Genomic DNA, 26,133 nt, shown 5'->3' with positions numbered 1-26,133 from the left:
TTTATTAAAAATTTTTATATAATATCATAAAGGGAGGAAATTTTGACGACTAATAATTTCATACAATTAATTTTAATAATAGTGGGGATAATGTTCTCGGCATTTTTCTCTGCATCAGAAACAGCACTAACATCATTATCGACCTTCAAGGTTAGACAAATGGAGAAAAATGGTATAAAAAACAGTTCTCTACTAAAAAAACTTACAGATAATATCTCTAAGGTTATAACAACTATCCTCATAGGAAATAATATAGCAAATATAGTTACCACAACCATTTCGACCATATTTTTTACGGAAGTATTTGGAGCAAAAGGAGCGGTCATATCACCTATTATTTTGACTATCATAGTCTTGGTCTTTGGGGAAGTTACTCCAAAAAATATGGCTACCTCTAATAGCGAGAAACTCGCTCTCAAGGTATCAAGGCCAATCAGGTTTTTTGAAGTTATCCTAACACCATTTTCCTTTGTTTTGGTTAAAATTACCAATTGTATAGCCAAGATTTTTAAAACTGAAAATCAAGATAATGACAAAGTAACAGAAGAAGACTTAAAGACTATAGTAGATGTATCAGAAGAACAAGGAGTTATTAATAACGAAGAAAGTGAGATGATTAATAACGTCTTCGAATTTGCAGACTCACTTGTATCAGACATAATGACAGCTAGAACTAATATGGAGGCCATACCTGCTGATATTAGTAGGGCTGAACTTAAGGAATTTCTTAAAAATTCTAACCACTCAAGGATTCCAGTCTATGGAAGAAATATAGATAATATCCTGGGCATCCTACATATGAAGGACTTAGTGAGCTTTATGGCAGATGATGGTGATTTTAAACTTACAGATGTTATAAGACCTGCCTTCTATGTATATGATAATATGCAAATCTTTGACCTATTTACAACAATGAGAAGTGAAAATCTTTCTCTATCTATTGTAATAGATGAATATGGAGGTACAGCAGGTCTTGTCGCAATCGAAGATATAGTTGAAGAGTTAGTTGGCGAAATAGACGATGAATATGACAGTGCAGCAGATACCATTATCAAGATAAATGAAAAGGAGTATTTGGTCAACCCATCCATCCATATCAACGACTTTAACGACTACTTTAATACGGACCTAGAGGAAATAAAAAATGACTCCATAGGAGGATATGTAATAGATTGCCTATCCAAAATTCCTAAGCAAGGAGATGTTTTAAAACTTGATTTCTTTACAATAAGTGTTATCAAAGTGGATAGGTACAAGATAGAAATGCTAAAAGTGAATTTTAATTAGGAGGAAGTATGAGAGAGACAGTTTATATTACAGGCCACAAGAATCCAGATACCGATTCAGTTATGTCAGCCATAGCCTACGCTGACCTCAAAAACAGGCTGGGTGAGGTAAATGCTATTCCAATTAGACTAGGAAAATTAAACCAAGAAAGTAAGTTTGTTCTAAATTATTTTGATATAGAACCTCCAAAGCTAAAAGAGTCTATGCAACTTCAAGTCAAGGACCTAGATATAGACAAGGGGAACAATATAGACCCATCTATTGCTATAAGAAATGCTTGGGATATGTTCCAACAAGGATCCTACCACAGCCTAGCAGTTGTAGATACTGATAACAAACTAGTAGGGGTTGCATCCCTATCTAATATCACCAAATCCTATATGGATGTTTGGGACGATAGAATCCTAGGTAGAAGTAATACCCCTATAGATAATGTCATTGATGTACTTTCTGCAAGGATAATCTACCTACCAGAAAACCAACCAGAATATTCTGGCAAGATGGCAGTCTTTGCAGTAGCAGGAGATCAATTAAGCGATAATGAAGAAGTCATAGTAGAAGGAGATATAGTTATCTCTGGCGATAGGGAAGAGTATTATGAACCTCTCCTAAACAAAAAAATATCTCTACTAATCCTAACCCATGGGGCTACGATGAGTGATAAGATGGTAGAACTTGCAAAGGAAAATAATGTAACAGTCCTATCAACTGAATACAACACCTTTATGACAGCAAGACTATTGCCAATGACAATTCCAATAAGTCATGTTATGACAACCGATAACCTAGTTTACTTCAAGACAGAAGATAGCCTAGACCAAGTAAGAGATGCCATGGCAGAGTCAAGATTTAGATCATATCCAGTAGTTGACCCTAGTGGCAAGGTAGTAGGATCTATATCAAGATTTCACTTGATATCATCTGAGAAGAAAAAACTAATCCTAGTTGACCACAACGAGAGAAACCAATCAATAGATGAAATAGAAGAGGCAGAGATAGTAGAAATAATCGACCACCACAGGGTAGCCAACCTCTTAACCACAGGACCTATCTTCTTTAGGGCAGAACCTGTTGGGTCTACTGCAACCATAATATCAGAAATGTACCTAGAATCAGGCATAAGACCTAGCAAAAAAATCGCAGGCATCCTATGCGCTGCCATAATTTCTGATACCCTCCTCTTTAGATCACCTACTACCACAGAAACTGACAAGAGAATCCTAAGCAGGATGAGTAAGATTGCTGACCTAAACCCAGAAGAATTTGCAGATCAAATGTTTAGAGCTGCCACATCCCTCAAGGGTAAATCAGCCAATGACCTTGTAGAAGGCGACGTAAAGACCTTTAACATAGGAGGTCAAGACTTTAGAGTAGGCCAAGTAATGACCATGAATCCAGAAGAGCTAATACCAATAATGGATGAGCTAAAGGACCTAATGGATAAAAAAATAAAGGCCAAGGGAGAATCAACCTTCGTACTAGTATTGACTGACATCTTCAACGAAAAAAGCGAACTCCTAGTAGTAGGAGATAACTACGATGCCATCAAAGAAGAATTTGGTGGACAAATAACCCCACATGGTACGATAAATGCTCCAGGCGTATTGAGCCGTAAAAAACAAGTAATACCAAGACTTACATCAGCAGTAATGTCAAATCTATAAAAGACGAGGGGGGCAGGGTTCCCCTTTTTACATAGGAGAAAATATGGAAGAAATGGACCTATATAACAAGGATCGAGAAAAAACAGGAAAGACCTATATCAGAGGAAGCAAGCGAGTTGAAGATAGCTACTACATGATAGTTCACTTATGTATCTTCAATGATCAAAACCAAATGCTAATCCAACAAAGAAGCCCAGAAAAAACCCTCGCCAACCTCTGGGACCTAAGCTGTGGTGGGGGAAGTAAGAAGGGGGAAACTTCATCAAGGGCTATTGAGAGAGAACTAAAAGAAGAACTGGGAGTAGATATAGACTTTGGGGAAATAAGACCAATAATGACAGCAAACTTCGATAGAGGCTTTGATGATATCTATATCATCAGAAAAAACTTAGATATAAAAGACCTCACTTTAGAAAAATCCGAAGTCCAAGACGCAAAATGGGCAAGCGAAGAAGAAGTAATAGACCTCCTAAAAGATGGAAAATTCGTAGCCTACAAGGAAAACTTCCTAAGACTACTATTCGACCTAGATAAGGATCTGAGAATAATGGAATTATAAGAAAAAATCTGAGTATAAAAATATATAGGGGAATAAAAGTCTTTGAAAAATTAAAATATTAGTTAGATAATAATAAAAACACTGGTTGAGAAGCGAAGAATAATACATAAACTATTTTAACAATTAAGGAAAATAAATTTGGAGAAAAATATGATAAAACGTTATAGAAAACTATTATCCTATATAGGACCCTTTAAGAAAAGGCGTATTTTTATACTTATTATTTGTGCCATATCGATATTGGTAGGTTCCTTTACCCCTTATCTTATAGGAGAATTGATTAACTATATAAATCAAGGAAGTAGTATATCTCTTATATTCAGGCAAGGATTTCTAGCTTTGGCTATAGCGGTATTAGATTCAATATTAAACGCATATCAGAACTATCATCGGCACTTATTTTCGGTAGAATATATGAATTATTTTAGGACTTTGATGTTAAAAGCTGCCTTGGCTAAGGATATAAGTTTTTATAAAAACCAAAAGGAAGATTACACAAGTAGGGTTTTACAAGATTCAATAAATATAGCTCAAGATATAAGTATCGGTTTTCCTATGCTGATTCTAAATATTTTAAGACTTGCTATAGTTGTTGTACTTATGCTCAAAATGAATATTAAGCTTACTATGATTCCCCTCTTAGTGATTCCGATATACATAATTGTATTTCATTATATAAATCAAAATCTACGAGATAAGTCAAAGTCGGAAAGAGAGGAATATTCACATATATCAAAATCTGTTAATGAATACATAAGTGGAATACTTGATATCAAGGTAAATAATAAAGAAAACTATTTTTTAAACAAGTTTAAAGAAAAAATAAAAACTTATACCGATACCTTAAAAAGTATGAAATTAATGACTGCCATCTCTTATGGAGTTTCAACTATTATAACAAGTTCTCTTCCTATTATTGTATTGTTGGTAGGTGGTTTTATGGTATATAAGGGAGAGCTTAGGATAGGATATTTATTCTCTTTTTATGCCTATCTTGATTTCCTATATGAACCAATGAATAATTTAATCGATCGGTATACCGGTATTAATATTTCTTTGGGAATGAGTGATAGAGTTTTGGATTTTTTGTCATATGACGAAGATTTGAAAAAAGGTAAAGAAATTACTTCAATCGATACAATAGAAGTTGATAACTTATCCTTTGCTTATAGTGATGAAGAAGTTCTAAAAAACTTAACATTTAAACTAAACAAGGGTGATTGCTTGGGGATAGTTGGTGAAAGTGGATCAGGCAAATCGACCCTTATAGATATTCTTATGAAAAATCTAGGAGGTTATAGAGGGCATATTAGCATAAACGGTATTGACCTTAAAGATATTGACAAGAAATCTTTCTATTCAAATCTTTCTATAATAAGCCAAGATGTATTTATATTTAATGACTCCTTGGCTAACAATATAAGTTATGGTGAAAAACTTGATAAAGGCTCAGAAATATTTAAAAAAGCAAGGCTTGATAAATTTCTACAAAGCAAAAAGTCCTTGGATGCCCCGGTTTCAAATGATTCCCTGTCAGGTGGAGAAAAGGAGAGACTTGCTCTAGCGAGAGTCCTATACAAAAACTCCGACCTTGTGATACTGGATGAGTTTACAGCAGCCCTTGATCTCAACAATGAAAAAGCCATAGTAGATACCTTAATCAATATGGACAAGGCTGATAAGATTTATATAATAATAAGCCATAGGCCATATCCTCTTAAAATGGCTAATAAAATATTGGACCTAAATAAAAATAAATTCTATCAAAAATAATATAAATATATGTATTTTAACTAATAAAATTCAAGTTTACAAGAACCATACAAATATAAGTAGATAAAGATGAAAAATAAAAGAAAAGAATTTGGAAGAAAACTAATAGAAATTAGAGAAAAAAAGGGACTTAGGCAAAGTGATGTGGCGGATATCTACTTTATAAGTCAAAGGCACATCTGCCTTTGATTTTTATATTTAGAATGTATATTTAAGATAAGTAATAAATTAGGAGAGCCTTATGAGTTAGTTGATTTAGTAAGTATTAAGTTTATGTTTTTATTGAGCCTAGTCTAATTATAATTAGAGGAAATATTACAAAGGGAGGTAATTATAAGATGCTTATTAAAATATAGGGAAGATAGATAGCACTGGGTGGGGGATTGTATCCACCATAATAATTTATAGAGAGGAAAAATGAATAGAAAAAGTAAATTTTTTGTAGGGATTCATACCTTATTTTTAATCCTTATATCGCTTATTATGATTATTTATCCTTCCTATATATCAAAGTTTATTGATAATATGGGAAGTCAAAACTTGCTTATACAAATAGCGTTAATAATAATAGCTTTATTGGTAGGGAAAAATATCTTAAAATTATTGGATCTTTTATTGGTTAATTATTTGGAAAATTATTTTGAATTTTCAATGAAAAAAGACCTTGTAGAGAAAGTCTTGTATAGTAATTATCTTGATATTGTGTCAGTTGATAAGGGAAAGCTTATTAATTTAAATAATGATATACAAGTATTGATAGATTTTTTGATCAATTTCTTGTCTATTTTATTTAAAAATGCTCTTTTACTTGCCGGCATTCTTTATGTATCTTTTAAGAAACTGTCCTATATGTCTATAGTTTTCGTCTTAATGATTTTGTTTTTGTTCTATTTGTTTAAGAGAATAAAGGAAAAATCTTCGGATAAGGTTAGGCAAAGTAATGAATCATATGATAGGATGGTTGGATTATTTTCTGAGACTCTCAGTCTCTTGGATGAATTTTCTTTTATTGGAAAGGGTAAATATTTAGTAGGCAGATTAAGATCCGGAATTGTAGATTTTTTCAATAAGGAAGTAGTTTCAAATTTTATATCCTATGAGTATCGGTTAAGTTCTATATCAATTCTTGGTCTTATGAAGATACTTATATTAGTTTTAGGAATTTTTACACTTAAGAATAATATTTTATCTATAGGAAGTTTGTATTTATTTATCTACTATATAGATTTGATTGAGGATCCTATCTATGATGTAAGACTTCAATTGGAGAGTCTACCAAATGTTGGAGAATCCAAAAGAAGACTCGATCAACTCGAAAAATTTAGAAAAATGTCTTATGGTGATAGGACTTTGGATGATAAAGTAATTGAAATTACTTTAGATAATGTTAAATTCTCTTATCCTAGCACTAATAAACTTATTTTTAAAAACTTTAATTTAAGTTTGACCGATAAGCTTTACGGTTTATCTTCTCCTTCGGGCTCAGGTAAGTCTACTCTTATTAACTTGATAGCAAGATTATTTGATGTCGATGGGGGAGCTATAAAATATAACGGTATAGATATAAGAGATTTAAGAAAAGGAGAAATTTCTAAAAGATTAGAATACATAGATCAAAGAATTAGGGCAAATGATAGTTCACTTATAGGAGATATTTTAAAGGAAAGTGAAGAAAGTGCTAAATTACTAAAAACCTTCGGTATAAATAAAAGCTTTGATGATAAAACAAGTGACTTATCTGATGGAGAATATAGGAGTTTATTTATAATAAAAGCTCTCTTATCAAACAAGGATATACTTATTTTGGATGAGATTTTTTTGGGTGTAGATGAAACTAAGTGTTCTCTATTTTTTGATTTGATTAAAAATACAGACAAAATTGTTCTAATCATTAGTCATGAGAAGAGGATAATTGACAGGGTAGATGAGGTGATAGATCTTGAAAGAAATTAAACTTATAGATATAATCAAGGAATCAAAAGGCTATTTTATAGTAGATATTATGATATGGTTATTTGCTCATAATATTCCTATTTTATTGGCTTACCTGTTAAAATTGTATTTTGATGCGAATTTCAAAGACAGCTTGTATATTATAGTAATTTTATATATAGTTTTCTTCGGGCTTAGAACCCTACTTATCAAGCTGGGTGCTGATGCGGACATCAAAGCTCAACATAAGCGGGCGGATAGTTTGTATCAAAGAATAATAACTACGGCTAATGAAAAAGTGGCTTTAACAGACAGTCAAGTTCACGATTTGGTTGATATTATTCAAAACGATGTTAACTCAATAGTTGGTACAATATCATATGGTATTGATACTTTTTGTAACCTACTGGGGATTATAATTGCCTTTATAATTATGATGTCAATCAATATTTATATTACAATATTGGTAATGTTGCTACCTTTACTTATATTTTTCATAAGCAATTCTTTAAAGGATAAAATTTATGATAGAAGTAATGAAATAAGAGACAATGAATCAAAAATTATTGAATCTTTCCAAAAAATCATCGAAGATGCAAGACCTATAAGGATAGAGTCTTTGGAAGATACAATTTATAAAAGGCATGGGTACTTATTAGCTAAGAATAAGGATGATAAGATTAAATACGGGCAGTTTAAAGATCTAATTTCTGTAGCTAATGACATGGTGGTTGACCTAAATATTATAATAATATTACTTGGTTCAATCATAGCTAAGCTTAGCCCAGGGGATGTGAGCTTGTTTATTTCCTATAGCTTTTCTATAAATGATCTCGCAACCTATATATCATCCTTCACTATAATTTATAGGGAGCTTGGGGTAAATATTGACTCCTTTAATAAAAAGATTTCTAGTATAAAAATTGAAGCAGAGGATTTTATAGCTTGTGACTGGCTAAAAGATAAGTTAAAGGAAAATACTATTAATGTCCTTATAGGAAAAAACGGATCAGGTAAGACAAGGATTTTGAAAGCACTATCCAAATCATATAGATACCCTTTGATATTTAAAAATTCTTCTATAATTAATGAGAATTTGTATGAGAATATAAGCCTGGGTGATGATGTATATAATTATGACGACCTGTTAAATATCTTTTCTTTGGAAGATCTTGACAATAGGGATATCCTATCAGATAAAGAACTATCTGGTGGTCAAATAGATAGGATTGCTATTTTAAGGTCACTTAGAAAAAATGTTGGATTCCTATTAATTGATAAAAATCTGTCATCTATAGATATAGCTGTCAGAATGAAGATAATTAAATATTTGGAAAACTTGAATATGGGAATTTTGCTGGTAGATCAGGAAGAAAGAGATGAATACTCTTCCTATAATAAAATATACATTGATAAAGTAATTGCCAATTAGGCTTTTGTTGGGATAGTCAAATATACTTAATTTTTTCCCGGCAAATCCTGGGAGTTAGCAAGTATCCTATATAGGTTTATAAAGGCTCGAGAACAAAAAAAGAACCGGGTGTGCACTCCACCCGGTTCCTTGCTTCTGTATATTATATTTACTTAATCAGTTAAGCCCTTATTTATTTAGCTCTTCTAAGAGATAGTCAATGTCCATGCCATGAACCATGCAGGCTTCTTCTAGGCTTTCGTATAGGGAAGATGGACATGCTATACATCCCATACCTGCCATTAATAAGGTGTTTATAGCCTCTGGTTTTATTTGAATAATCTCACCTATTATCATATCTCTGGTGATTTCTTGTTTCTCTGTTGTATCGCTTGTTTTATTATCTTGTAAAGCCATATTCGACCTCCTAACTAATATTTATTTTACTATAAATCTACATGAATTCAAAGTGATTTACTAGGGATTGATAAAGTTCATAAAAATGTATAATAAAGTTAGGAGATAATTATGGAAAATAGAGAAAAATTATTAGAAGATATAATGAAGGATAGGAAGATCCTTGAGGATATCCAAGTTGAGCTTAATTCTTTGGACAAGAACCTACCCTTTACTAAATTATTTTTTATTCCCCTAGGTTTATCCCTGGGAGTTTTGCTGGTTAGTCAGATCTTGCCTTTTGCTAAGAACCAGGCTATGGCTATTTTTATTATTACCTTTATGGCAAGTCTTAGTTTTATAACAATTAGGGCGAGGGCTAAGATGAGGGATAATAAAGAAAGCCTGATAGGAAGAAGGAAGGAAGTCCAACATAGGCTTGTAGAAAAGTCAAAGAGGCTCAAGGATTTAGGGGAGGAGGTTATATGAAAGCCAAGGTCTATTCAAAGACAGAAGAGAGAATCAATATATGGACCCATGCCCTTGGATTTGTCCTTACACTAGTCTTATTTGTGCCAACCATTATTAAGATGGTAAAAAAGACAGACTTCTTGGGAGGACTGGCCTGGCTCCTTTATTTTATTTCAGTTGCTATCATGTTTTTATCATCAAGCCTCTACCATTCTATGAGGGATGAGAAGCTTAGGAAGATTTTCAGGGCTATTGACCATTCGGTAATTTATTTGACCATAGCAGGCTCTTTTAGTCCAGTTACCCTAATAGGCCTTAAGAGTACCCTATCCACTGTGATTTTTATCCTGGTATGGATTCTTGCAATCATTGGTATACTTATGAATGTTCTTGCTTTTTCTAAAGGTGTGGAAGAAAAAGTTGCCAAGCTTGCCATGGCTATCTATATAACTATGGGATGGATTTCTCTATTCTTGGTTTATCAAATCTATAATCAAATTGGGGTGGGATTTTTAATCTATTTGGTAGTTGGGGGCATCTTTTATACTGTGGGTGCCTACCTATATTCTAGGAAGGACCTTCCTTATAACCATGCGATTTTTCATATATTTATTGTAATAGCTGCCTTTTCTATGTTTGCCGGTAATTATCTTTACCTTTCTTAGATTGAAATATTTTTTCATCTTAGTATAATATTAGCAGTCGAAGATATAGAGTGCTAAGGAGGAAATATGAAAAAAGAATTTAAGGCAGAAGCCAAGAAAGTAATGGATTTGATGATAAATTCCATTTATACTAATAAAGAAATATTTTTGAGGGAGCTTATCTCTAATGGATCAGATGCTATAGATAAGCTTTATTATATGGACCTTAAGTCTGATAATCCTACCAACAAGGATAATTATTATATCGAACTTATCCCTAATGAAAATGAGAGGACTCTTACCATAAGGGATACAGGTATTGGCATGAATGAAGAAGACCTAGTAGATAACCTAGGAACTATAGCCAAGTCTGGTACAGAAGCCTTTAGGGAGTCAGTGAAATCTTCTGATTTAAATGAGCTAATAGGCCAATTTGGTGTGGGCTTTTATTCTGCCTTTATGGTAGCTGATAGGATAGTAGTTGAGACCAAAAAGTTTGGGGAAGATAAGGCCTACAAGTGGGAGAGTGAGAATGCTGAAGGCTTTGAAATCAGTGAAAGCAAAAAGGCGACTCCTGGTACAGATATAACCCTCTACCTAAAAGAATCAGGAGAAGACTTTGATTATGACCAATTCATTGACCAATATAGGTTAAGAGAGCTTGTCAATAGGTATTCTAACTACATCAGGTACCCAATCAAGATGCTAGTTACTAAAACCAGGGTGGCAGAAGATTCTACAGAGGATGATCCAAAATATGAAGACTACAAGGACTATGATGTCTTAAACTCAGATAAGCCTATTTGGAAGAAGGATAAGAAGGACCTAAGCGATGAGGACTATGAGAACTTCTATATGGAAAGTCGCTACGGCTTTGATAAGCCACTATCTTGGATCCACTTCAATGTAGAGGGCCTCGTCAATGTAAGAGGACTTATATATATCCCACAAAAGGCTCCATTTGATTACTACTCTAAGGACTACAAGAAGGGTCTTGAGCTATACTCCCATGGGGTAAAAATCATGGAAAAGAGTGAGGATATAGTTGATGATGCCTATTCATTTGTCAAGGGTGTGGTAGAAAGTGATGATATCAAGCTAAATATATCAAGGGAAACCCTCCAACAAGATAGGCAAGTTATGCTAATAGCCAAGCAAGTCAACAAGAAAATCAAGACCCACCTAGAAGGCCTCCTCAAAAATGACAGAGACAAGTACGAGACCTTCTTTAAGGAATTTGGCAATAATATCAAGGCATCAATCTATGAGTCTTATGGATCAAAGAAGGAAGACCTCCAAGACTTGCTCTTATTCTATTCCCTAAGGGAAGATAAATTAATTAGCCTTAAAGAATACAAGGATAATATGAAGTCAACAAATACAGAAATCCTCTATGCAGTAGGCGATAGTATCGACAAAATCAAAAGCACACCAGCTCTTGCCATGGTGGAAGAAGGTAGGGATGTTCTCTTACTTGATCAAAGGATTGACGAATTCCTCATTAAGATGCTAAGAGATTACAAGGATTTAGCCTTTAAATCAATCAACCAAGATGATAGCGAAGAGAAGGAAGAAAACGAAGAGACAGAAGTCAAAGGACTAATCGACTTCATAAAGGAAAATACCCCTGATGATGTAGTAGATGTAAAACTATCAGATAAGATAAAGGACCTCCCATCAATGATTAAACAAAGGGGAGATGTATCAATTGAGATGGAAAAAACCCTCAAAGGTCAAGTAAGTCCTGTCCGAATCAAGGCTGACAAGGTCCTAGAAATCAATAAATCTTCCAAGGCCTATGAGCTTCTCACCAAGGCCTACGAGGATGATCAAGAGAAGGCCAAGGAAATTACTTCACTACTTTATGACCAAGCAAGGCTAATAGAAGGCCTAGACATAGAAGATCCGGTACAATTTACAAAAAATATCTGGAAATTAATATAAAATATTTGACAATAGTAAAGACTAATGTATAATAAATATTTAACTTGACAGAGGCTTGTGGTCATAGTATAATTGTTAATAGAATCGAATGAGAGGATGATTAAATGGCACACAAATCAGTTCAAGATATAAGAAACGAAGTTAAGAAAAGTGTTGGTAAGGAAGTTATTCTCAAAGCTGATATGGGAAGGAAACGTGTCAAGGTTGATACAGGAGTTATAGTTAACGCCTTTCCTAGTGTATTTACAGTGAAAATTAATAACGATTTCGATGTCGAAAGGACAGTATCATATACTTATTCAGATATTTTGACATCAGCTGTTAAATTAAAGGTAGCTAATTAAGAAAAGGACCTTTAGCTTATGCTAGGGGTCTTTTATTTTGCAAGGCTAATGATAAAGAAAGAGGTAATTATGATATATGCAGATTTGCACAGCCATTCAAGATATAGCGATGGTCTATTAGATATAGATGAATTATTAAAACTTGCTAAGTCTTCTGGGCTTAAGGTCCTTGCCCTAACTGACCATGATAAGTTTGATCACTTTGACCTAGTTAAAGTTAAGGCTCAAAAAATAGGCATAGACCTAGTCAAGGGAGTTGAGATGAGCTGCTATGACTATGATGTAGACAAGAAAGTTCATATTTTAGCCTTGTTTTTGGGAGATGAGTCTCCCCACATCAAGGAAGTATGTGATAAGACCCTAGCAAGTAGGGAAGAAAACCACAAGGACTCAATCAAAAACCTCCAAGCTGAGGGCTATGACATAGATTACCCTAGGGTAAAAAAATATTCTCCCTATTCCATAGTATTCAAATCAAATATCCTCGAATACCTAAAGGAGAGGTATCCAGATAAAAGGGATTTCTTTACTTACAGAAACATCTTTGGTGGACAAAAGGATAAGACCAAGAACCGCAAGATGGGCTACATTGATGTCAAAAAAGGCATAGAGGCAGCACTATTAGATGGAGCCATCCCCTTCATAGCCCACCCTTTCCTATATGATAACTATAGCCAAATCGAAAAATATGTAGGCTATGGCCTTAGGGGTATAGAAGTTAGACACAGCAGGGGTAAGGAAGAAGATTTCCTTACAAGCAAAAAATTTGCAGAACAATACGACCTCCTAATTAGCGGGGGATCAGACTTCCACGATCCAAAGAAAACAAAATTTGGCCAATACGGCCTAAGTCAAGAAGACTTTGAGAGCCTGGTTGAGGGGGTAAAGAAATTAATTTTAGAAAACGGAAGCTCGTCTTTGTATAAGGCTGCTTCCGTTTTTAAAGCATTTACTTCTTAAATTTGATAATTTATCCAATCTCCCTTGTTAAACCTATGTCTTAGGAAGATAAATCTCGATGCTTGGTCTGACAATATTCCTAGCCGGATACCAGCAAGCCCTAGTCCTAGGAGGTTAACTGATAGGATGGTTACGGCTGATCTTATGAAGGTTACAGAGATTAAGGCTACAAAGAGGGTGTATTTTACATCTCCAGCAGCCCTCAAAGATCCACCATAGATTACTTGGGATATTTGGAGGAGAACTATTACAGTCAAGAACCTCGCTATTAGCTCTCCCTTTTCTACAATATGGCTCTCAGCAAAGAAGAGGTAGAATATCTCATCTCCAAATGCGAGGAGGATAATAGATGTTATTATGGAGATTATAAGGCCAATTCTTTGGCAGACCTTACCATATATTATGGCGAGTTTTTTCTTGCCTGCTCCTAGGGCATTTCCTGTGAGGGAGATGGATGCTACTTGCATACCATTACCGAAGGAGAAGGTCATGGATAGGAGGTTCATACCGACATTGTGGGCAGCAAAGGAATCTGTTCCAAGTTTTGCTGCTGTAACTGCTGTTATGAAAAATCCTATCCTCATTGAGACATTTTCTACAAGTATATTAAAGCCTAGGCCTCCAATAGACCTTGCCACCTTCTTGCTAAAGGCAAAGTTCGCCTTCTTGATCCACCTGAAGTTAAGGTAGGAATCTCTCCTAGTTAAGGTTAGGAGGCACATTATAGTTGCTACAAAGGTTCCAAGGACTGTAGCTATTGCTGCTCCCCTTATACCGAGCTTTGGAAAGCCGAAGTTTCCATAAATAAGTAGGTAGTTAAAGGTAATATTTACAAGGGAGCTTACAAGGTTTGATACGAAGGCAATCCTTGTGTTACCACACCCCCTATGTCCAGCATTTATCAAGGTTGATAGGGCATTAAAGACTATCCCTCCCATGATTATTAGGTAATAGGAATTAGCTAAGTCATGGGTTTCTGGAGATGATCCTGCAAAACGTAAGATAGATGATGAGAGGGGCATCAGAATCAAGTCAGCTATGACTACAAAGGCTAAGGTAATGTAGATAGCGGTAATAAGGGTAAGGTTGGCTGCCTTACGGTCTTCTTCCCCTTGTCTTCTAGCTACCAAGGCACTTACAGCAGCATTTATAGCGAAAAATACCGAAAGGGCTATAAATTTAGGCTGGGTAGTAAGGCCTACAGCAGCAACAGCACTTGGGCCAAGACCAGAGACCATAAAGGTATCTATGATATCAGCTAGGGATATAAAGAAAAATTCCAAGAGGGCAGGCCAGGCAACTGCTAGAGCTTTTTTAAAATATGTTTTATACTCCACGATAGGCCTTCTAATCCATTAGATAGAGGTATCTTTCGATATTGATATTTTCATTAGAAGCTTCTTTTATGGCGAGCTTGTAGATCTTAGAAATTAGCTCTACTGTTTTTTTGCCCGCTTCTTCTAAGGATTTTCCCTCTAGGAGATATATTATCAAAAATCCATCGAACATATCTCCAGTTCCTGTAAGTCTTCCTGGGAGCTTATCAAAGGGGATAGTAAATTCTTCCTTGTCAAAGCCTTCCACAAAGTACTTATCTCCTTCGTTTTTGGAAGTTATGAAGTAGGAAATACCAAGGGATTTTAGGTCGATGCCCAAGAGTTCGGCTTCTGTTTGGTTAGGACTTATTAGGTCAGCTATTTTAACTAGGTCCTTGTAGTTATCGACCATGGACTCATCTAGGCCCTTGTAAAGACTTCCATCATCTCCCATAATAGGGTCTACAAAGATTGTTGGCTTGTAAGATAGCTTATTTATATAATCGATCAAGATATCCTTTTGTTCTTTAGAATTAATGTAACCTATAAAGATAAGGTCAAATTTAAAACCTATGTCCTCCCAATTAGCAAGGGCTGACTTTAGATATTCTGTAGTATCAAGTTCTGCATTTTTTCCATAAGAAAAGTTGTTTGCAATAAGGGCAGTTGGTAGGAAAAAGACATCGTAGTTCTTGTATGATAGGATAGCATCCATCATCTTACCTGCCATTTTACCCAAAGAAACAAAATCATTTATAATTAATATTTTTTTCATAAAACACCTCAACTTATATCTTATGATTATATCCACTTTAAGTCAAACAAGTATTTAAAAAGCCAATAATATTTGATATAATAAAATTATGAAAAGGTCAGAAATTGTAAATAAAATAAATGAAAATAAATATGTTGAAAAAACCAAGAAAGGAATTTTCAGCTTAATTTTTTCACGTGTCGGCTTATTTCTATTTATAATATTAGCCCAAATCATGCTTATGGTTTTTATTTACAATCGCTTGAAACCAAATATAACCCTAACAATAGGAGGTAATGTTATAATTAGGGTTATTTTGATGATGGTAATTATTAATATGAACTCAGTATCAAGTGAGAATAAAAACTCCTGGCTATTACTTGTGGCTATATTTCCAATATTTGGTATTATTCTCTTTGCCCTTAGTCATAGAAGCCTTGGATATAGGATGGAGCAACAAAAGGTAGTAGATATCTACCACGAATCACAAAAGTATGTGGATGATAGACCAGAGCTTTACCACCATATAAAAGAAAATGAATGCTCCTTCTATCCAATAGCCAACTACTTGGACAAGGTCGGTCACTTCCCAGCCTTCAAGGATACCAAGTCAACCTATTTTAAGGTTGGAGATGATATGTTTGAGGCTATGCTCTACGATATCAGAAATGCCAAAGAGTTTATCTTTATGGAATTTTTTATAGTCGATTATGGTATTATGTGGGGGACTCTCCTAGAAGAGCTAGTCAAGAAGGTAAATGAAGGGGTCAAGGTTAGACTCTTGTTAGATGGTAGTAACTTTATAACTAGGCTCAAACCTAATTTTGTCGAAGAAGTGGAATCCCTTGGTATAGAATGTATGGTTTTTTCAAAGATGTATCCTATAATTTCTACCTACCTAAACAATAGGGACCATAGGAAGATTATGGTTGTCGATGGCAAACTTGCCTATACGGGTGGAATCAACTTGGCTGATGAATATATAAATGAGTATGAGAGATTTGGCCACTGGAAGGACTGTGGAGTTAGGGTAGTAGGATCAGCAGTCAATGCCTTTACTATTCTTTTCTTATCAATATGGGATTCAACTGGAGATAGGGTTGAAGACTTCTCACCTTACCTAAAGAATTACCTATGCGAAGAGGGTAGGGGAACCTATATCCCATTTTCTGATAATCCATTAGATGATGAAGCCGTATCCAAGAGCATTCTTATGGATATGATTTATTCATCCAAGTCTTACCTCTACCTTATGACACCATACCTCATCATAGATGATGAAATAATGAATGGATTTAAACTTGCAAGCTATAGGGGAGTAGATGTAAGAATCTGTGTCCCTCATATACCTGACAAGAAGATAGTTTTTGCCCTAACCCAAGATAACTACAAGGAATTAATTGAAGCAGGAGTTAGGATCATAGAATATACTCCAGGCTTTGTACACTCCAAGGTATGGCTATCAGATGGCAAGGTCGCTATGGTAGGTACTGTAAATTTGGATTATAGGTCACTTTTCCACAACTTCGAGTGTGGGGTCTTGATGTATGACTCAGAAGCAATCGAGCAAATCGAAGAAGACTTCAAAATATTTTTCCAAATAGGAGTTGAGATTACTAAAAAAGAAGTAAAAGATATCAAGCTAGGTTATAGGATAGTAGGAAAATTAGCCAAGCCATTTGGAGTTTTGATGTAGGTTAGTATAGATAATTATAAATTAAAAGGGAGGTAGGCTCCATTCGGGGTCTTATCTCTTTTTTCTTATCTAAGGATTTTGTTATATTTTAAAGGATAGGTAGTTTCATAGGCTCTAGATAAGATAGAAGGGGACAAAAAAAGTACCAAGCCATACCCTGGCCTGGCACTAATTTTATATTTCTAGAACTCATCAAAGAATATTTTGTCTTCTCCAACAGCTCTGTCTTTGAGGTCTTTAACAATACCTTCGATCATTCTAGGACTACCACAGAGGTAGGCTGAGTATTTTACATCTTCTTTTACATACTTATCGATAGACTTATTAACTCTTCCTCGATCTCCTGCCCAGTCAGGGTAATCATCAGCCCTTGATAGGGTAGGCATGAACTTGTAGTCGTTAAGTTCTTCTTCGAACATCTTCATCTCATCGACCAAGAAGAGGTCGTCTGGAGTTTTGGCTCCGAAGTAAAATCTTGCAGGTTTTTGGATGTCGTTATCTCTCATATGGTAGAGGATTGACCTAATTGGTGCAAAACCAGTACCTGCTGCGATTAGTAGGATTTCGTCACTATCATCATCCTTGTAGTAGAAATCACCATAAGGACCAGTAACTTCAACCTTATCTCCAACTTCTAAGACCTTGTGGATATAGGTTGTACAGATACCCTTGGTATAACCAATCAAGAATTCTAAGTGGTTTTTATCTTTGATAGATGATGCTATTGAGTAGGCTCTTATAACAGATTCATCAGAGCCTTCATAGTCCTTACCACCCTTGTAAGGCTTGGTTTTTATTTGCATAAATTGACCAGGCTTGAATGAAACTTTTTCACCTTCAGGTAGTTCAAGTCTAATCTTAGCTATCCTATCTGTTACCATTTCCTTTTCAACTAGGGTTGTTTCAAACTCTTTTACATTGAATAGTTCTTCTGGGATTTCGATTTTTAAGTCTTGTTTAACCTTTATTTGGCAAGAAAGTCTTGTATTATTGGCAAGCTCTTCTTCTGATAGCCAAGGTTTTTCGGTAGCAAGGACTGGGCCTGCACCATCAAGGACCTTTACCTTACAATAACCACATGATCCCTTACCACCACAAGCTGATGGGATGAAGATTTTTTGACTTGTAAGGGAAGATAGAAGGCTTGATCCACCGTCTACATTTAAGTTTTTCTCATCGTTGATAGTAATTGTAACTTCTCCATAGTCATTCATTATCCTATCAGCTATAGTAAGGATGATGGCGAGGACTGCGGAGATTAATGTTATTACTAAAGTTGTTATTAAAATTTGACCCATAATAACTCCTAAGAAATTTGTACTATACCAGAGAATCCTATAAAGGCTAGTGCCATGATTCCTGTGATTATTAGTGTGATTGGAGCTCCTCTAAGTCCTTCAGGTAGGATATTTTCGTTGACACGACTTCTGATGCCTGCCATAGAAATTATAGCCAAAGCCCAACCAATACCTGAACCCATACCGAAAAATACTGTTTGTAGGAAGTTGTATTCTCTGATAACCATAAATAGTGATACACCGAGGATAGCACAATTTACAGTTATAAGTGGTAGGAAGATTCCTAGGGCATAGTAGAGATTTTCGATATATCTTTCTAGGAACATTTCGAGAACTTGTACGAAGGCAGCGATTACAATTATGAAGACTATAAACCTCAAATACTCAAGGTTAAAGTAAATTAAGAGCTTGTAGACAAAATAGTTCAAAATTGTAGTTACTGTAAGTACGAAAGTTACTGCTATTCCAAGTCCTGTTGCTGTTTCAACTTCTTTACTAACTGATATAAAGGAGCACATTCCCAAGAAGTTTGAGAAAATCATATTGCTCGTAAAAATTGATGCAAAGAATATTACCAATGGATGTATAGTCATTAGTTTTTAGCTCCTTTCTTTTTATTCATTAAATTATAAGCAACCCACATTATAATAGGTAGGATGAAGAAGGCTCCTGGTGGCATTACCATCAAGGTCCATGGTGTCCAGCTATCTGGTAGGATTTGTATACCAAATATTGCACCGAATCCTAAGATTTCACGAATGATTGCTACTGCCAATAGAACTAGAGTATAACCTATACCTGCTGCAAATCCATCTACTAGGGAATCTACTGGTGGATTTGAAATTGCGAAGGCTTCAGCCCTACCCATGATAATACAGTTGGTAATTATAAGTCCTACATAAGGTCCAAGTGTCTTGCTCATTTCTGGCATGTAGGCCTTGAGGAATATATCTACCAAGATTACGAAGAATGATATTACAAATACTTGAACAACCATCCTAATGTGTTTAGGAGTTACATCCTTAATTAATGAGATTATAAAAGATGATAGGGCTGTAGTAAAGGTAAGGGCAAGACCCATAATCAATGAGTTAAGGGCAAGGTTTGTAACTGCTAGGGCAGAACAAATTCCTATTACTTGTACTAATACGGGATTGTCGTGGAGTATTCCATTTTTAAGAATTTCTTTGTATTTCTTCATTACTTATTTCCTCCCATATCTTCTATGAAACTTTGAAGATCGTCATTTACTAAGTCGACAACAAAGGTTGAGGTTTGAGTAGCGCCTGATATAGCATCGATATTTCCACCTGGGGCAGGTTTGTTGATAACAAAGTCGCTATCCTTACCTTCTATATCAAGCCCCCTGTATTGGCTCTTGTACTCTTCCTCTTCTATACGACCACCTAGTCCTGGTGTTTCATCTTGCTCTGTAAAGGAAATACCAAGGAGGCTATTAAAGTCAGCACTGATTCCTACATAACCTGAGATAGATCCCCAAAGACCTGGTCCGTTAACTTGAACAGCATAGCCCTCAACCTCACCACTTGGCTTGTATACAAACAATGCTTTACCATCGTATTCATCTTCTTCTACATTTTCGTTAAAGGTAGCCTTTATAGATTCAGGGTCATTTGCGTCATAGTCGATATCAAAAACATAGAGGATCTTTTCCATTAGGGCAAGCTCTGTATTTTCTGATATCTTTGGGCTTGTGATTTCATTTACAAAAGCTAAAATAAAAGTCAAGATTACGGACAATATAATCATAAAGATAACAGGTTTTACCATTGATTTTTTATTACTCATGCTGCCATCTCCTTTGTTTTGCTTTTTTAGCTTGTTGACTCTTTCTTACTGCGTAATCGATTATAGGTCCAAAAGTATTGCCTATAAGGATTGCAAACATCATACCACCTGAGAATAGGGCGAAACCTCTGATAATTACAGTAACTACACCTATGATAATTCCGTAGCACCACTTAGCTATCTTAGTCTTAGGTGCAGAGATAGGATCTGTTGCCATAAATACAGTACCAAACAAGAATCCACCTGATAAGATACCATAAAATGGTGGTAGGACACTATCAAATCCCATCATTCTCAAGATTAGGGACAAACCTGTAAATCCAATAAGTGATGAGACCATAATTTCCCATGATGCAACTTTCTTAACAATTAAATAAATACCACCAAGGATAATTAATAATTTAGAAGTCTCACCAATAGATCCTGGCACCAAACCAAAGAATAAATCAGAAATGCTAGCAAGCTCATTTCCGTTCTTAAACATTAGCATTGGTGTTGCCATTGATACATCATCAATTACAGGAGTTAACCAATTAGAAATAGCTGGGAAAGAATTTTGGTTCCAACTAATAGTTAGTGGTTGTGGGAAGTTAACATAGATAAAAACTCTACCAACTAGAGCTGGGTTAAATACGTTTTTACCAAAACCACCGAAAACAGCCTTACCGAAAAACATTGCAAAGATAATTCCTACTGCTGATATCCAGAATGGAATACTAGCTGGCAAAGTCATTGTATATAAAATCGCAGATACTATAGCAGCTTCTGAGATTTTTTTGTTTTTATATAACTTAGCTTGAGATAGATATTCCACTAGGCAAGCGATAACTATGTTGAAAATATAAAGACATAGAACACGCCAGCCGAAATTTAGAACTGAAAATATCATAATAGGAATAAGGGCGAACAAAACTGTTCTCATCATTTTTTGTTTTAAAAATAGATTTTTTAAAGCCATATTTCACCTCCATTATTTATATTATAACATATTAAAAAAAATAAATAAAAAAATCTTGCTAATAGTTTTAGATATTATAGTTTAAATAACAATAATATTCAAAGTTTAAATTATTATTAAAATAGTAAAACATTAAATTATAAACTTTCTGTGAAGTATGTTTAATTCCTATTATATTTTATATAAAAAGATAATTGTGAACTTACTTCTTGAAATCTTCATAAAACTGGCTATAATAATAGTAGTGTATGGTGATACGCATAACACCAATGGAGGGGTATATGTTTGATTTAAATTACAATTCAAATACTCCCTTATATATGCAGATCGTTGAACAAACTAAGAGCCTTCTAGCAGCAGGTATCTTGAAAGAGGGGGACAAGTTTCCTTCTGTAAGAGAACTTGCCAAAATTCTTACTATAAATCAGACTACAGTCTCCAAGGCCTTCAAAGAACTTGACAAGATAGGTCTGATTGAAACTAGGCCAGGAGTCGGGACTTTTATCAAAATAGATAAGGGTAAGATTGTCAATGATAAGGGGAAGTTTGAAAAAAATCTCATAGAGGATTTTAAGCAGGCTATTTTCTTGGGCTATAGCAAGGATGAGCTTTCTGACTTGTTTAGTAGATGTGAAAGGATGATCGATGAAAATAAGGGTTAATAATTTGGTTAAATCTTTTGAAGATAGGAGGGTCCTAGATAAGATCTCCCTAGACCTAGAGAAGGGCCTTATAACAGGTCTTGTTGGAAGGAATGGATCAGGTAAGACCACCTTATTTAAGTGTATGTCAGGCATATATGACATAGACGAGGGAGATTTTACAATAGATGGTGTGAGCCTAAAGGATGATAAGGCCTTGATTTCAAAGATTGCCTTTTTGCCTGATAGGTTTGAATACTTTAATTATTATAGGGCTAGGGCTATTCCTGATTTTTATAGGGTTATTTATAAAGACTTTGATACAGACTTCTTTTTTACTCAAATTAATAAAAATAAGATAGATCCTAATCAAAATATTAGAATTTTTTCTAAGGGAGAAAAGAATATCCTAGGGCTTATTACAATCCTTGCGAGTAGGGCTGATATTCTCCTAATTGATGAGGTTCTTGATGGGATGGATATTTTAAACAGCGAGAAGATTTTGACCTATTTAATAGATGCCAAGGACCAAGGTAGGGCTATTTTTGCATCATCCCACCAAATAGATAAGCTCTCTGGTATAGCAGATAATATCTACTACCTAAGCCTAGCTGGCAATTTAATAGATACATCAAATAGGGAAATTAATCAGCTAAATAAGGTCCAAGTAGTCTTCAAGGATGAAATCCCAAGGGAATTTCTTGACCAAACTATAGTAGTCAACAAGATAGGAAGGGTAGCAACAGTCCTTATAAATATAGACGAGAGCAAGTTATCTAGGTTTTTGAATAGGGATGATGTTGTCCAATATGATATATTAAATCCTAAGGTAGAAGATTATTTCTATCTTGAAGCTGGAGGAATAAACTATGAGGAAATTTAAGGATCTTTCAATTTTTATTATTAAGAGATTTTACCTGCTTTTAATTCCAGCCTTAATATTTTTGGTAATAGTTTTAAGTTTTGGATCAAGAAATACCTTAAAATCTGAATACCAGACTTTTATTAATAACATAAATGAAATGAAAGAAGACATTGATAAGGATAGCTTTGGGAAGGATATCGTCATTAATGATGAGCTTATTAAGGAAACTAGGATAATAGCCTTCAAGTTTAAGGATAAGTATAAGCTCATGTCAGGCAGGGAATTAGAAAGTGTAAGTGATGCTGAGGCTACTTATTATTATGAGAGAATCAACAATACAGGCCATGATGCTCAGAACTTGACCTACAATTCCTATCATTACTTCATAGAGAAGTTCAATGAGAAGGGGCTTAATCCAACTTCCTACTACGAAAATCTCTTGGGGCCTATTATGGTATTTATAATAATATTTTCCATAATAATAACATCTCTAGAGCAATCTATGCCTATTTATGACTTTACTAGGATGCTACCTTGGAAGAAGAGAGAAGATTTGGCAATGAAGGTTGTCTTTACCTTCTTACTTTCACTATTTGTCTATGTGGTCAATATAATCTTTGTAACTTTTGCCTTAAAAAGCTCAGCCTTTGGCAGTATCTTGGACTACACAAGTCTAATAAACCAGATAGTGAGGGATATCTTGATCCTCCTAGGAACAAGTATCATAACAACTTCTCTAGGATTTATTGCAGGAAATTTCCTAGGCCACATAGGACTTGGTTTTATGATCTTTACAGGAACCCACCTAATAAACTTCAATATAGCAACCTTCTTATCTATATTTAGTTTAAGAATATATGCTGATATAGATATGAAATATAATGACTTTATTAGAGGGCTAGATAGGTTTCCTGCGACTGTCTTATCCCTTTCTAATTTAAGACAAGATAATATTAATTCAATCCTAGCATTCTTGCTAGTAAGTCTAATAGTATTTGCTATAGCTTATTTTACATCGAAGAAATTTATAGCAGAAAGGTCAGGCTATATGATTATATATAAGCCTATAGCTATGGTGTGCAAGTTCTTTGGAGTTTTAACACTAGCTAATATGGCGACATCCATAACCCTATCAGTATTTATGGAAGTTCACCCTATAGTAGGGATTATCTTATTTGCAATTTGCTTGTTATTCTCCTACAAGTTCTTTGACATCATCTTTAAGATTAAACTTAAGTTCTAGGGAGGTTATTTATGGCAAAAGATAGGTTAAGTTGGCAAGAATATTTTATGAAGCTTGCCAAAAACGTGGCCATGCGAGGCACTTGTGATAGGGCCTATGTGGGTTGCGTTATAGTAAATGAAGAAAATAGGATAGTATCAACTGGCTACAATGGATCAATCAAGGGAAATCCCCATTGTGACGAGGTGGGCCATACTATGAGAGATGGCCACTGCATAGCTACAATCCACGCTGAGATGAACGCTCTCTTGTATTGTGCTAAGGAGGGGATTAAGGTAAATGAATGTATATGCTATGTAACCCATTTTCCTTGCCTAAACTGTACCAAGGCCCTTATCCAAGCAGGTATTAGGAAGATTTACTACAATGAAGCCTACAGGGTAGATGACTACGCCCTAGAGCTTCTAGATAGAAATAATATTCCCTATGAGAAAATCGAGGTGGATGAGCTTTGATTAGGCTATTAGCATCAGACTTTGATGGGACAATCTATATAAATGAAGCAATAAGCGAAGAAGATAGGAGGGCCATAGGGGACTTTCAAGAGGAAGGTCATGTTTTTGGCATAGTAACAGGAAGACCATATTTTTCCCTAAGACCCCTTATAGAAAACAAACTTGCCCCTGATTTTATAATAGCAAATAACGGGGGAGAAATACTGACAAGACAAAACAAGGCCTTGACCAAGATTTATAGGGACCCTATGGATAAGGATAAGGTAAGGGACTTTATAAGTAAATATCATTCCTATGAAATAAATATCTTCACTGACCAAGATAGGAAGGCTGGCTCTATCAGTGATGTAAACGATGGCGAGGAGATTATAAGCCTAGCCATCTACATAGAAGAAAAAATTGATTTTAATCGAAAGTATGAATTTTCCTACCACAGGTCAAAAGGAGTCTACGACATAACTAGTCTAGAAGTAAACAAACAAAGAGGAATCGACCTTATCAAAGAATATTACTCATACAAGGATGACATAATAGCAATAGGAGATGACTTTAACGATATAAGCTTCCTAAAATCTACCCCCCTTTCCTTTACCCTTGACTATGTAAAAGAAGAGGAGGTCTTGGGGGCTGTAAACTTTAAAGTAAAAAACATAAGTAACTTAATAGAAAGATTAAAAAGGGGAGACTTCTAGGTCTCCCTTTGTATTACATTCCGCTTAAAAGATTATTATATTATTCCGTGTTTACTGGTTCGGGTCAGAATTTACCGAATTATTCGCATCATTGAACTTTTTCTATATCAACCAAAGGAAGCATATCCATTATTGCATCTCTTGATGGCAGGTCTAGGACTCTGGCTGTGGCTGTAGCGCTTGCTACGGATACCCTATAAGATTCGATTGGATCGCCGTCACGAACCAAGGTTCCTATGAAGCCTGCTATCATGGCATCCCTACAGGCTACTGTGTTTATTATAGATTTTCCATCTTCAATTTCGTGGGTCCTGTATATGGAATCTTTGTTAAAGAACATAGATCCTTGAGCCCCGTAGGATATGATTACATTCTTGGCCCCAAGCTCTATAAGTTTTTTGCCATAAGGGATATATTCGTCTATATTTTGAATTTTTACATCAAAGATTTCTTCTATATCTTCTCCATTTGGTTTTACTAAGAGGGGTTTTTCCTTCACTATATTTATCAAAAACTCACTAGGCACATCTGCTACGAAGTCAGCCCCATTGGCCTTGGCAACTGATACTAGTCTATAGTAGATGTCATTGTCTGTTGGATCTTCCATTGGAGGAACTGATCCACCCAGGATGATGGTATCTCCCTCTCTAACCCTTGATAGGTAGTAGATTAGCTCATCTACAGTTTCGCTTTTCATAAGAGAGCCTGGGAAGTTGATAGTTGTATGCTTGCCACCCTCATAAAGTTTGATATTTGTTCTATTAGGATTGTCCATTTGTATGAAGGAGGTGTTTATCCCTTCCTTAGAAAGCCAGTTTTCTATAAAGGCCCCTTGGAAGCCTCCCGAAAATCCTGTAGCAATGGTAGGAATTCTTAGGGATGCTAGAATTCTAGAAACATTTAGAGCCTTGCCTCCTGGTAGGGCCCTTTCAGAAACTATGTCATTTACCATTCCAGTTTTTAGTTCCTTAAGTTTTACGAAAAGGTCTATGGACGGATTAAGTGTTACAGTGTAGATCAT

At 35.0% G+C, this 26,133-nt stretch carries 26 protein-coding genes; 17 read left to right on the top strand and 9 right to left on the bottom strand.

Annotated features, from left to right (window positions below):
- Positions 1–42 precede the first annotated feature (42 nt).
- The 6 genes from MUN42_RS08640 to MUN42_RS08615 all read left to right on the top strand — a co-directional run bounded on the left by MUN42_RS08640 (position 43) and on the right by MUN42_RS08615 (position 8,647).
- Positions 43–1,287, top strand: a complete 1,245-nt coding sequence (locus tag MUN42_RS08640) for a hemolysin family protein (protein WP_243344388.1) — start codon at positions 43–45, stop codon at positions 1,285–1,287.
- An 8-nt stretch (positions 1,288–1,295) separates the two neighbouring features.
- Positions 1,296–2,951 carry a putative manganese-dependent inorganic diphosphatase gene (locus MUN42_RS08635; RefSeq protein WP_243344387.1) on the top strand — a complete coding sequence of 552 codons (1,656 nt, stop codon included), beginning with the start codon at positions 1,296–1,298 and terminating at the stop codon, positions 2,949–2,951.
- 43 nt (positions 2,952–2,994) lie between these two features.
- The gene (locus MUN42_RS08630; protein WP_243344385.1) at positions 2,995–3,510 is read left to right on the top strand and encodes an NUDIX domain-containing protein; all 516 of its coding nucleotides are present in this window, start codon (positions 2,995–2,997) and stop codon (positions 3,508–3,510) included.
- 150 nt (positions 3,511–3,660) lie between these two features.
- Positions 3,661–5,283, top strand: a complete 1,623-nt coding sequence (locus MUN42_RS08625; protein WP_243344383.1) for an ABC transporter ATP-binding protein — start codon at positions 3,661–3,663, stop codon at positions 5,281–5,283.
- A 417-nt stretch (positions 5,284–5,700) separates the two neighbouring features.
- Positions 5,701–7,236, top strand: a complete 1,536-nt coding sequence (locus tag MUN42_RS08620) for an ABC transporter ATP-binding protein (RefSeq protein ID WP_243344381.1) — start codon at positions 5,701–5,703, stop codon at positions 7,234–7,236.
- Complete coding sequence (locus MUN42_RS08615) at positions 7,223–8,647, top strand: ABC transporter ATP-binding protein (protein WP_243344379.1); 1,425 nt, start codon at positions 7,223–7,225, stop codon at positions 8,645–8,647. The genes MUN42_RS08620 and MUN42_RS08615 overlap by 14 nt, the downstream gene beginning before the upstream one ends.
- Before the next feature lie 168 nt (positions 8,648–8,815).
- Here the strand turns inward: MUN42_RS08615 and MUN42_RS08610 are convergent, their stop codons facing one another.
- Complete coding sequence (locus MUN42_RS08610; RefSeq protein ID WP_243344378.1) at positions 8,816–9,043, bottom strand: DUF1858 domain-containing protein; 228 nt, start codon at positions 9,041–9,043, stop codon at positions 8,816–8,818.
- A gap of 111 nt (positions 9,044–9,154) precedes the next feature.
- On the opposite strand from MUN42_RS08610, the gene MUN42_RS08605 reads away from it, so the two are divergent.
- From MUN42_RS08605 to MUN42_RS08585, 5 genes are all read left to right on the top strand, one after another.
- Positions 9,155–9,511, top strand: coding sequence for a hypothetical protein (locus MUN42_RS08605; protein ID WP_243344375.1), 357 nt, complete (start codon positions 9,155–9,157; stop codon positions 9,509–9,511).
- A complete protein-coding gene (locus tag MUN42_RS08600; RefSeq protein WP_243344373.1) occupies positions 9,508–10,158 on the top strand; it encodes a hemolysin III family protein in 651 nt (216 codons plus the stop codon). The genes MUN42_RS08605 and MUN42_RS08600 overlap by 4 nt, the downstream gene beginning before the upstream one ends.
- A 66-nt stretch (positions 10,159–10,224) precedes the next feature.
- Complete coding sequence (htpG, locus tag MUN42_RS08595) at positions 10,225–12,081, top strand: molecular chaperone HtpG (RefSeq protein WP_243344371.1); 1,857 nt, start codon at positions 10,225–10,227, stop codon at positions 12,079–12,081.
- Between the two features lie 104 nt (positions 12,082–12,185).
- Complete coding sequence (locus MUN42_RS08590; RefSeq protein WP_243344369.1) at positions 12,186–12,425, top strand: Veg family protein; 240 nt, start codon at positions 12,186–12,188, stop codon at positions 12,423–12,425.
- Between the two features lie 69 nt (positions 12,426–12,494).
- On the top strand, positions 12,495–13,385 hold the full coding sequence (locus tag MUN42_RS08585; protein WP_243344367.1) for a PHP domain-containing protein: 891 nt from the start codon (positions 12,495–12,497) through the stop codon (positions 13,383–13,385).
- On the opposite strand, the gene MUN42_RS08580 is transcribed toward MUN42_RS08585, so the two are convergent.
- Positions 13,382–14,722, bottom strand: coding sequence for an MATE family efflux transporter (locus MUN42_RS08580; RefSeq protein ID WP_243344365.1), 1,341 nt, complete (start codon positions 14,720–14,722; stop codon positions 13,382–13,384). The two genes, MUN42_RS08585 and MUN42_RS08580, sit on opposite strands and share 4 nt — an antisense overlap.
- Before the next feature lie 10 nt (positions 14,723–14,732).
- Positions 14,733–15,476 carry a bifunctional hydroxymethylpyrimidine kinase/phosphomethylpyrimidine kinase gene (locus MUN42_RS08575; protein ID WP_243344362.1) on the bottom strand — a complete coding sequence of 248 codons (744 nt, stop codon included), beginning with the start codon at positions 15,474–15,476 and terminating at the stop codon, positions 14,733–14,735.
- Positions 15,477–15,564: 88 nt separating this feature from the next.
- Here MUN42_RS08575 and cls point away from each other — a divergent pair, with 88 nt between their 5' ends.
- On the top strand, positions 15,565–17,151 hold the full coding sequence (gene cls, locus MUN42_RS08570) for a cardiolipin synthase (protein WP_243344360.1): 1,587 nt from the start codon (positions 15,565–15,567) through the stop codon (positions 17,149–17,151).
- A 182-nt stretch (positions 17,152–17,333) separates the two neighbouring features.
- Here the strand turns inward: cls and MUN42_RS08565 are convergent, their stop codons facing one another.
- The 5 genes from MUN42_RS08565 to MUN42_RS08545 are packed head-to-tail and all read right to left on the bottom strand — an operon-like array spanning position 17,334 to position 21,216.
- Positions 17,334–18,449: a 2Fe-2S iron-sulfur cluster binding domain-containing protein gene (locus tag MUN42_RS08565; RefSeq protein ID WP_243344358.1), complete on the bottom strand. Its 1,116-nt coding sequence runs from the start codon at positions 18,447–18,449 to the stop codon at positions 17,334–17,336.
- Positions 18,450–18,457: 8 nt separating this feature from the next.
- Entirely contained in the window at positions 18,458–19,042 is a 585-nt protein-coding gene (locus MUN42_RS08560; RefSeq protein ID WP_243344356.1) for an Rnf-Nqr domain containing protein, read from the bottom strand.
- Positions 19,042–19,650: an NADH:ubiquinone reductase (Na(+)-transporting) subunit D gene (locus tag MUN42_RS08555; protein ID WP_243344353.1), complete on the bottom strand. Its 609-nt coding sequence runs from the start codon at positions 19,648–19,650 to the stop codon at positions 19,042–19,044. The genes MUN42_RS08560 and MUN42_RS08555 overlap by 1 nt, the downstream gene beginning before the upstream one ends.
- A complete protein-coding gene (locus MUN42_RS08550; protein ID WP_243344351.1) occupies positions 19,650–20,258 on the bottom strand; it encodes an FMN-binding protein in 609 nt (202 codons plus the stop codon). The genes MUN42_RS08555 and MUN42_RS08550 overlap by 1 nt, the downstream gene beginning before the upstream one ends.
- Positions 20,251–21,216, bottom strand: coding sequence for an RnfABCDGE type electron transport complex subunit D (locus MUN42_RS08545; protein ID WP_243344349.1), 966 nt, complete (start codon positions 21,214–21,216; stop codon positions 20,251–20,253). Before MUN42_RS08545 ends, MUN42_RS08550 begins: the two co-directional genes overlap by 8 nt.
- 281 nt (positions 21,217–21,497) lie before the next feature.
- On the opposite strand from MUN42_RS08545, the gene MUN42_RS08540 reads away from it, so the two are divergent.
- From MUN42_RS08540 to MUN42_RS08520, 5 genes are read left to right on the top strand one after another with little or no spacing between them, the layout of a single operon-like run.
- Positions 21,498–21,878: a GntR family transcriptional regulator gene (locus MUN42_RS08540; RefSeq protein WP_243344347.1), complete on the top strand. Its 381-nt coding sequence runs from the start codon at positions 21,498–21,500 to the stop codon at positions 21,876–21,878.
- Complete coding sequence (locus tag MUN42_RS08535; RefSeq protein WP_243344345.1) at positions 21,862–22,740, top strand: ATP-binding cassette domain-containing protein; 879 nt, start codon at positions 21,862–21,864, stop codon at positions 22,738–22,740. The genes MUN42_RS08540 and MUN42_RS08535 overlap by 17 nt, the downstream gene beginning before the upstream one ends.
- Complete coding sequence (locus tag MUN42_RS08530; RefSeq protein WP_243344344.1) at positions 22,727–23,965, top strand: hypothetical protein; 1,239 nt, start codon at positions 22,727–22,729, stop codon at positions 23,963–23,965. Before MUN42_RS08535 ends, MUN42_RS08530 begins: the two co-directional genes overlap by 14 nt.
- Before the next feature lie 11 nt (positions 23,966–23,976).
- On the top strand, positions 23,977–24,420 hold the full coding sequence (locus MUN42_RS08525) for a deaminase (protein WP_243344342.1): 444 nt from the start codon (positions 23,977–23,979) through the stop codon (positions 24,418–24,420).
- Entirely contained in the window at positions 24,417–25,112 is a 696-nt protein-coding gene (locus MUN42_RS08520; RefSeq protein ID WP_243344339.1) for an HAD-IIB family hydrolase, read from the top strand. Before MUN42_RS08525 ends, MUN42_RS08520 begins: the two co-directional genes overlap by 4 nt.
- Before the next feature lie 88 nt (positions 25,113–25,200).
- Here MUN42_RS08520 and MUN42_RS08515 read toward each other — a convergent pair whose 3' ends face one another.
- Complete coding sequence (locus MUN42_RS08515; protein WP_243344338.1) at positions 25,201–26,133, bottom strand: 1-phosphofructokinase family hexose kinase; 933 nt, start codon at positions 26,131–26,133, stop codon at positions 25,201–25,203.

Origin of the sequence: Anaerococcus sp. AGMB09787, assembly GCF_022808955.1 — a bacterium.
Lineage (GTDB): Bacteria > Bacillota > Clostridia > Tissierellales > Peptoniphilaceae > Anaerococcus.
Note: the sequence above shows the minus strand (reverse complement) of the source record. Positions and strands in the feature narration are given on the sequence as shown.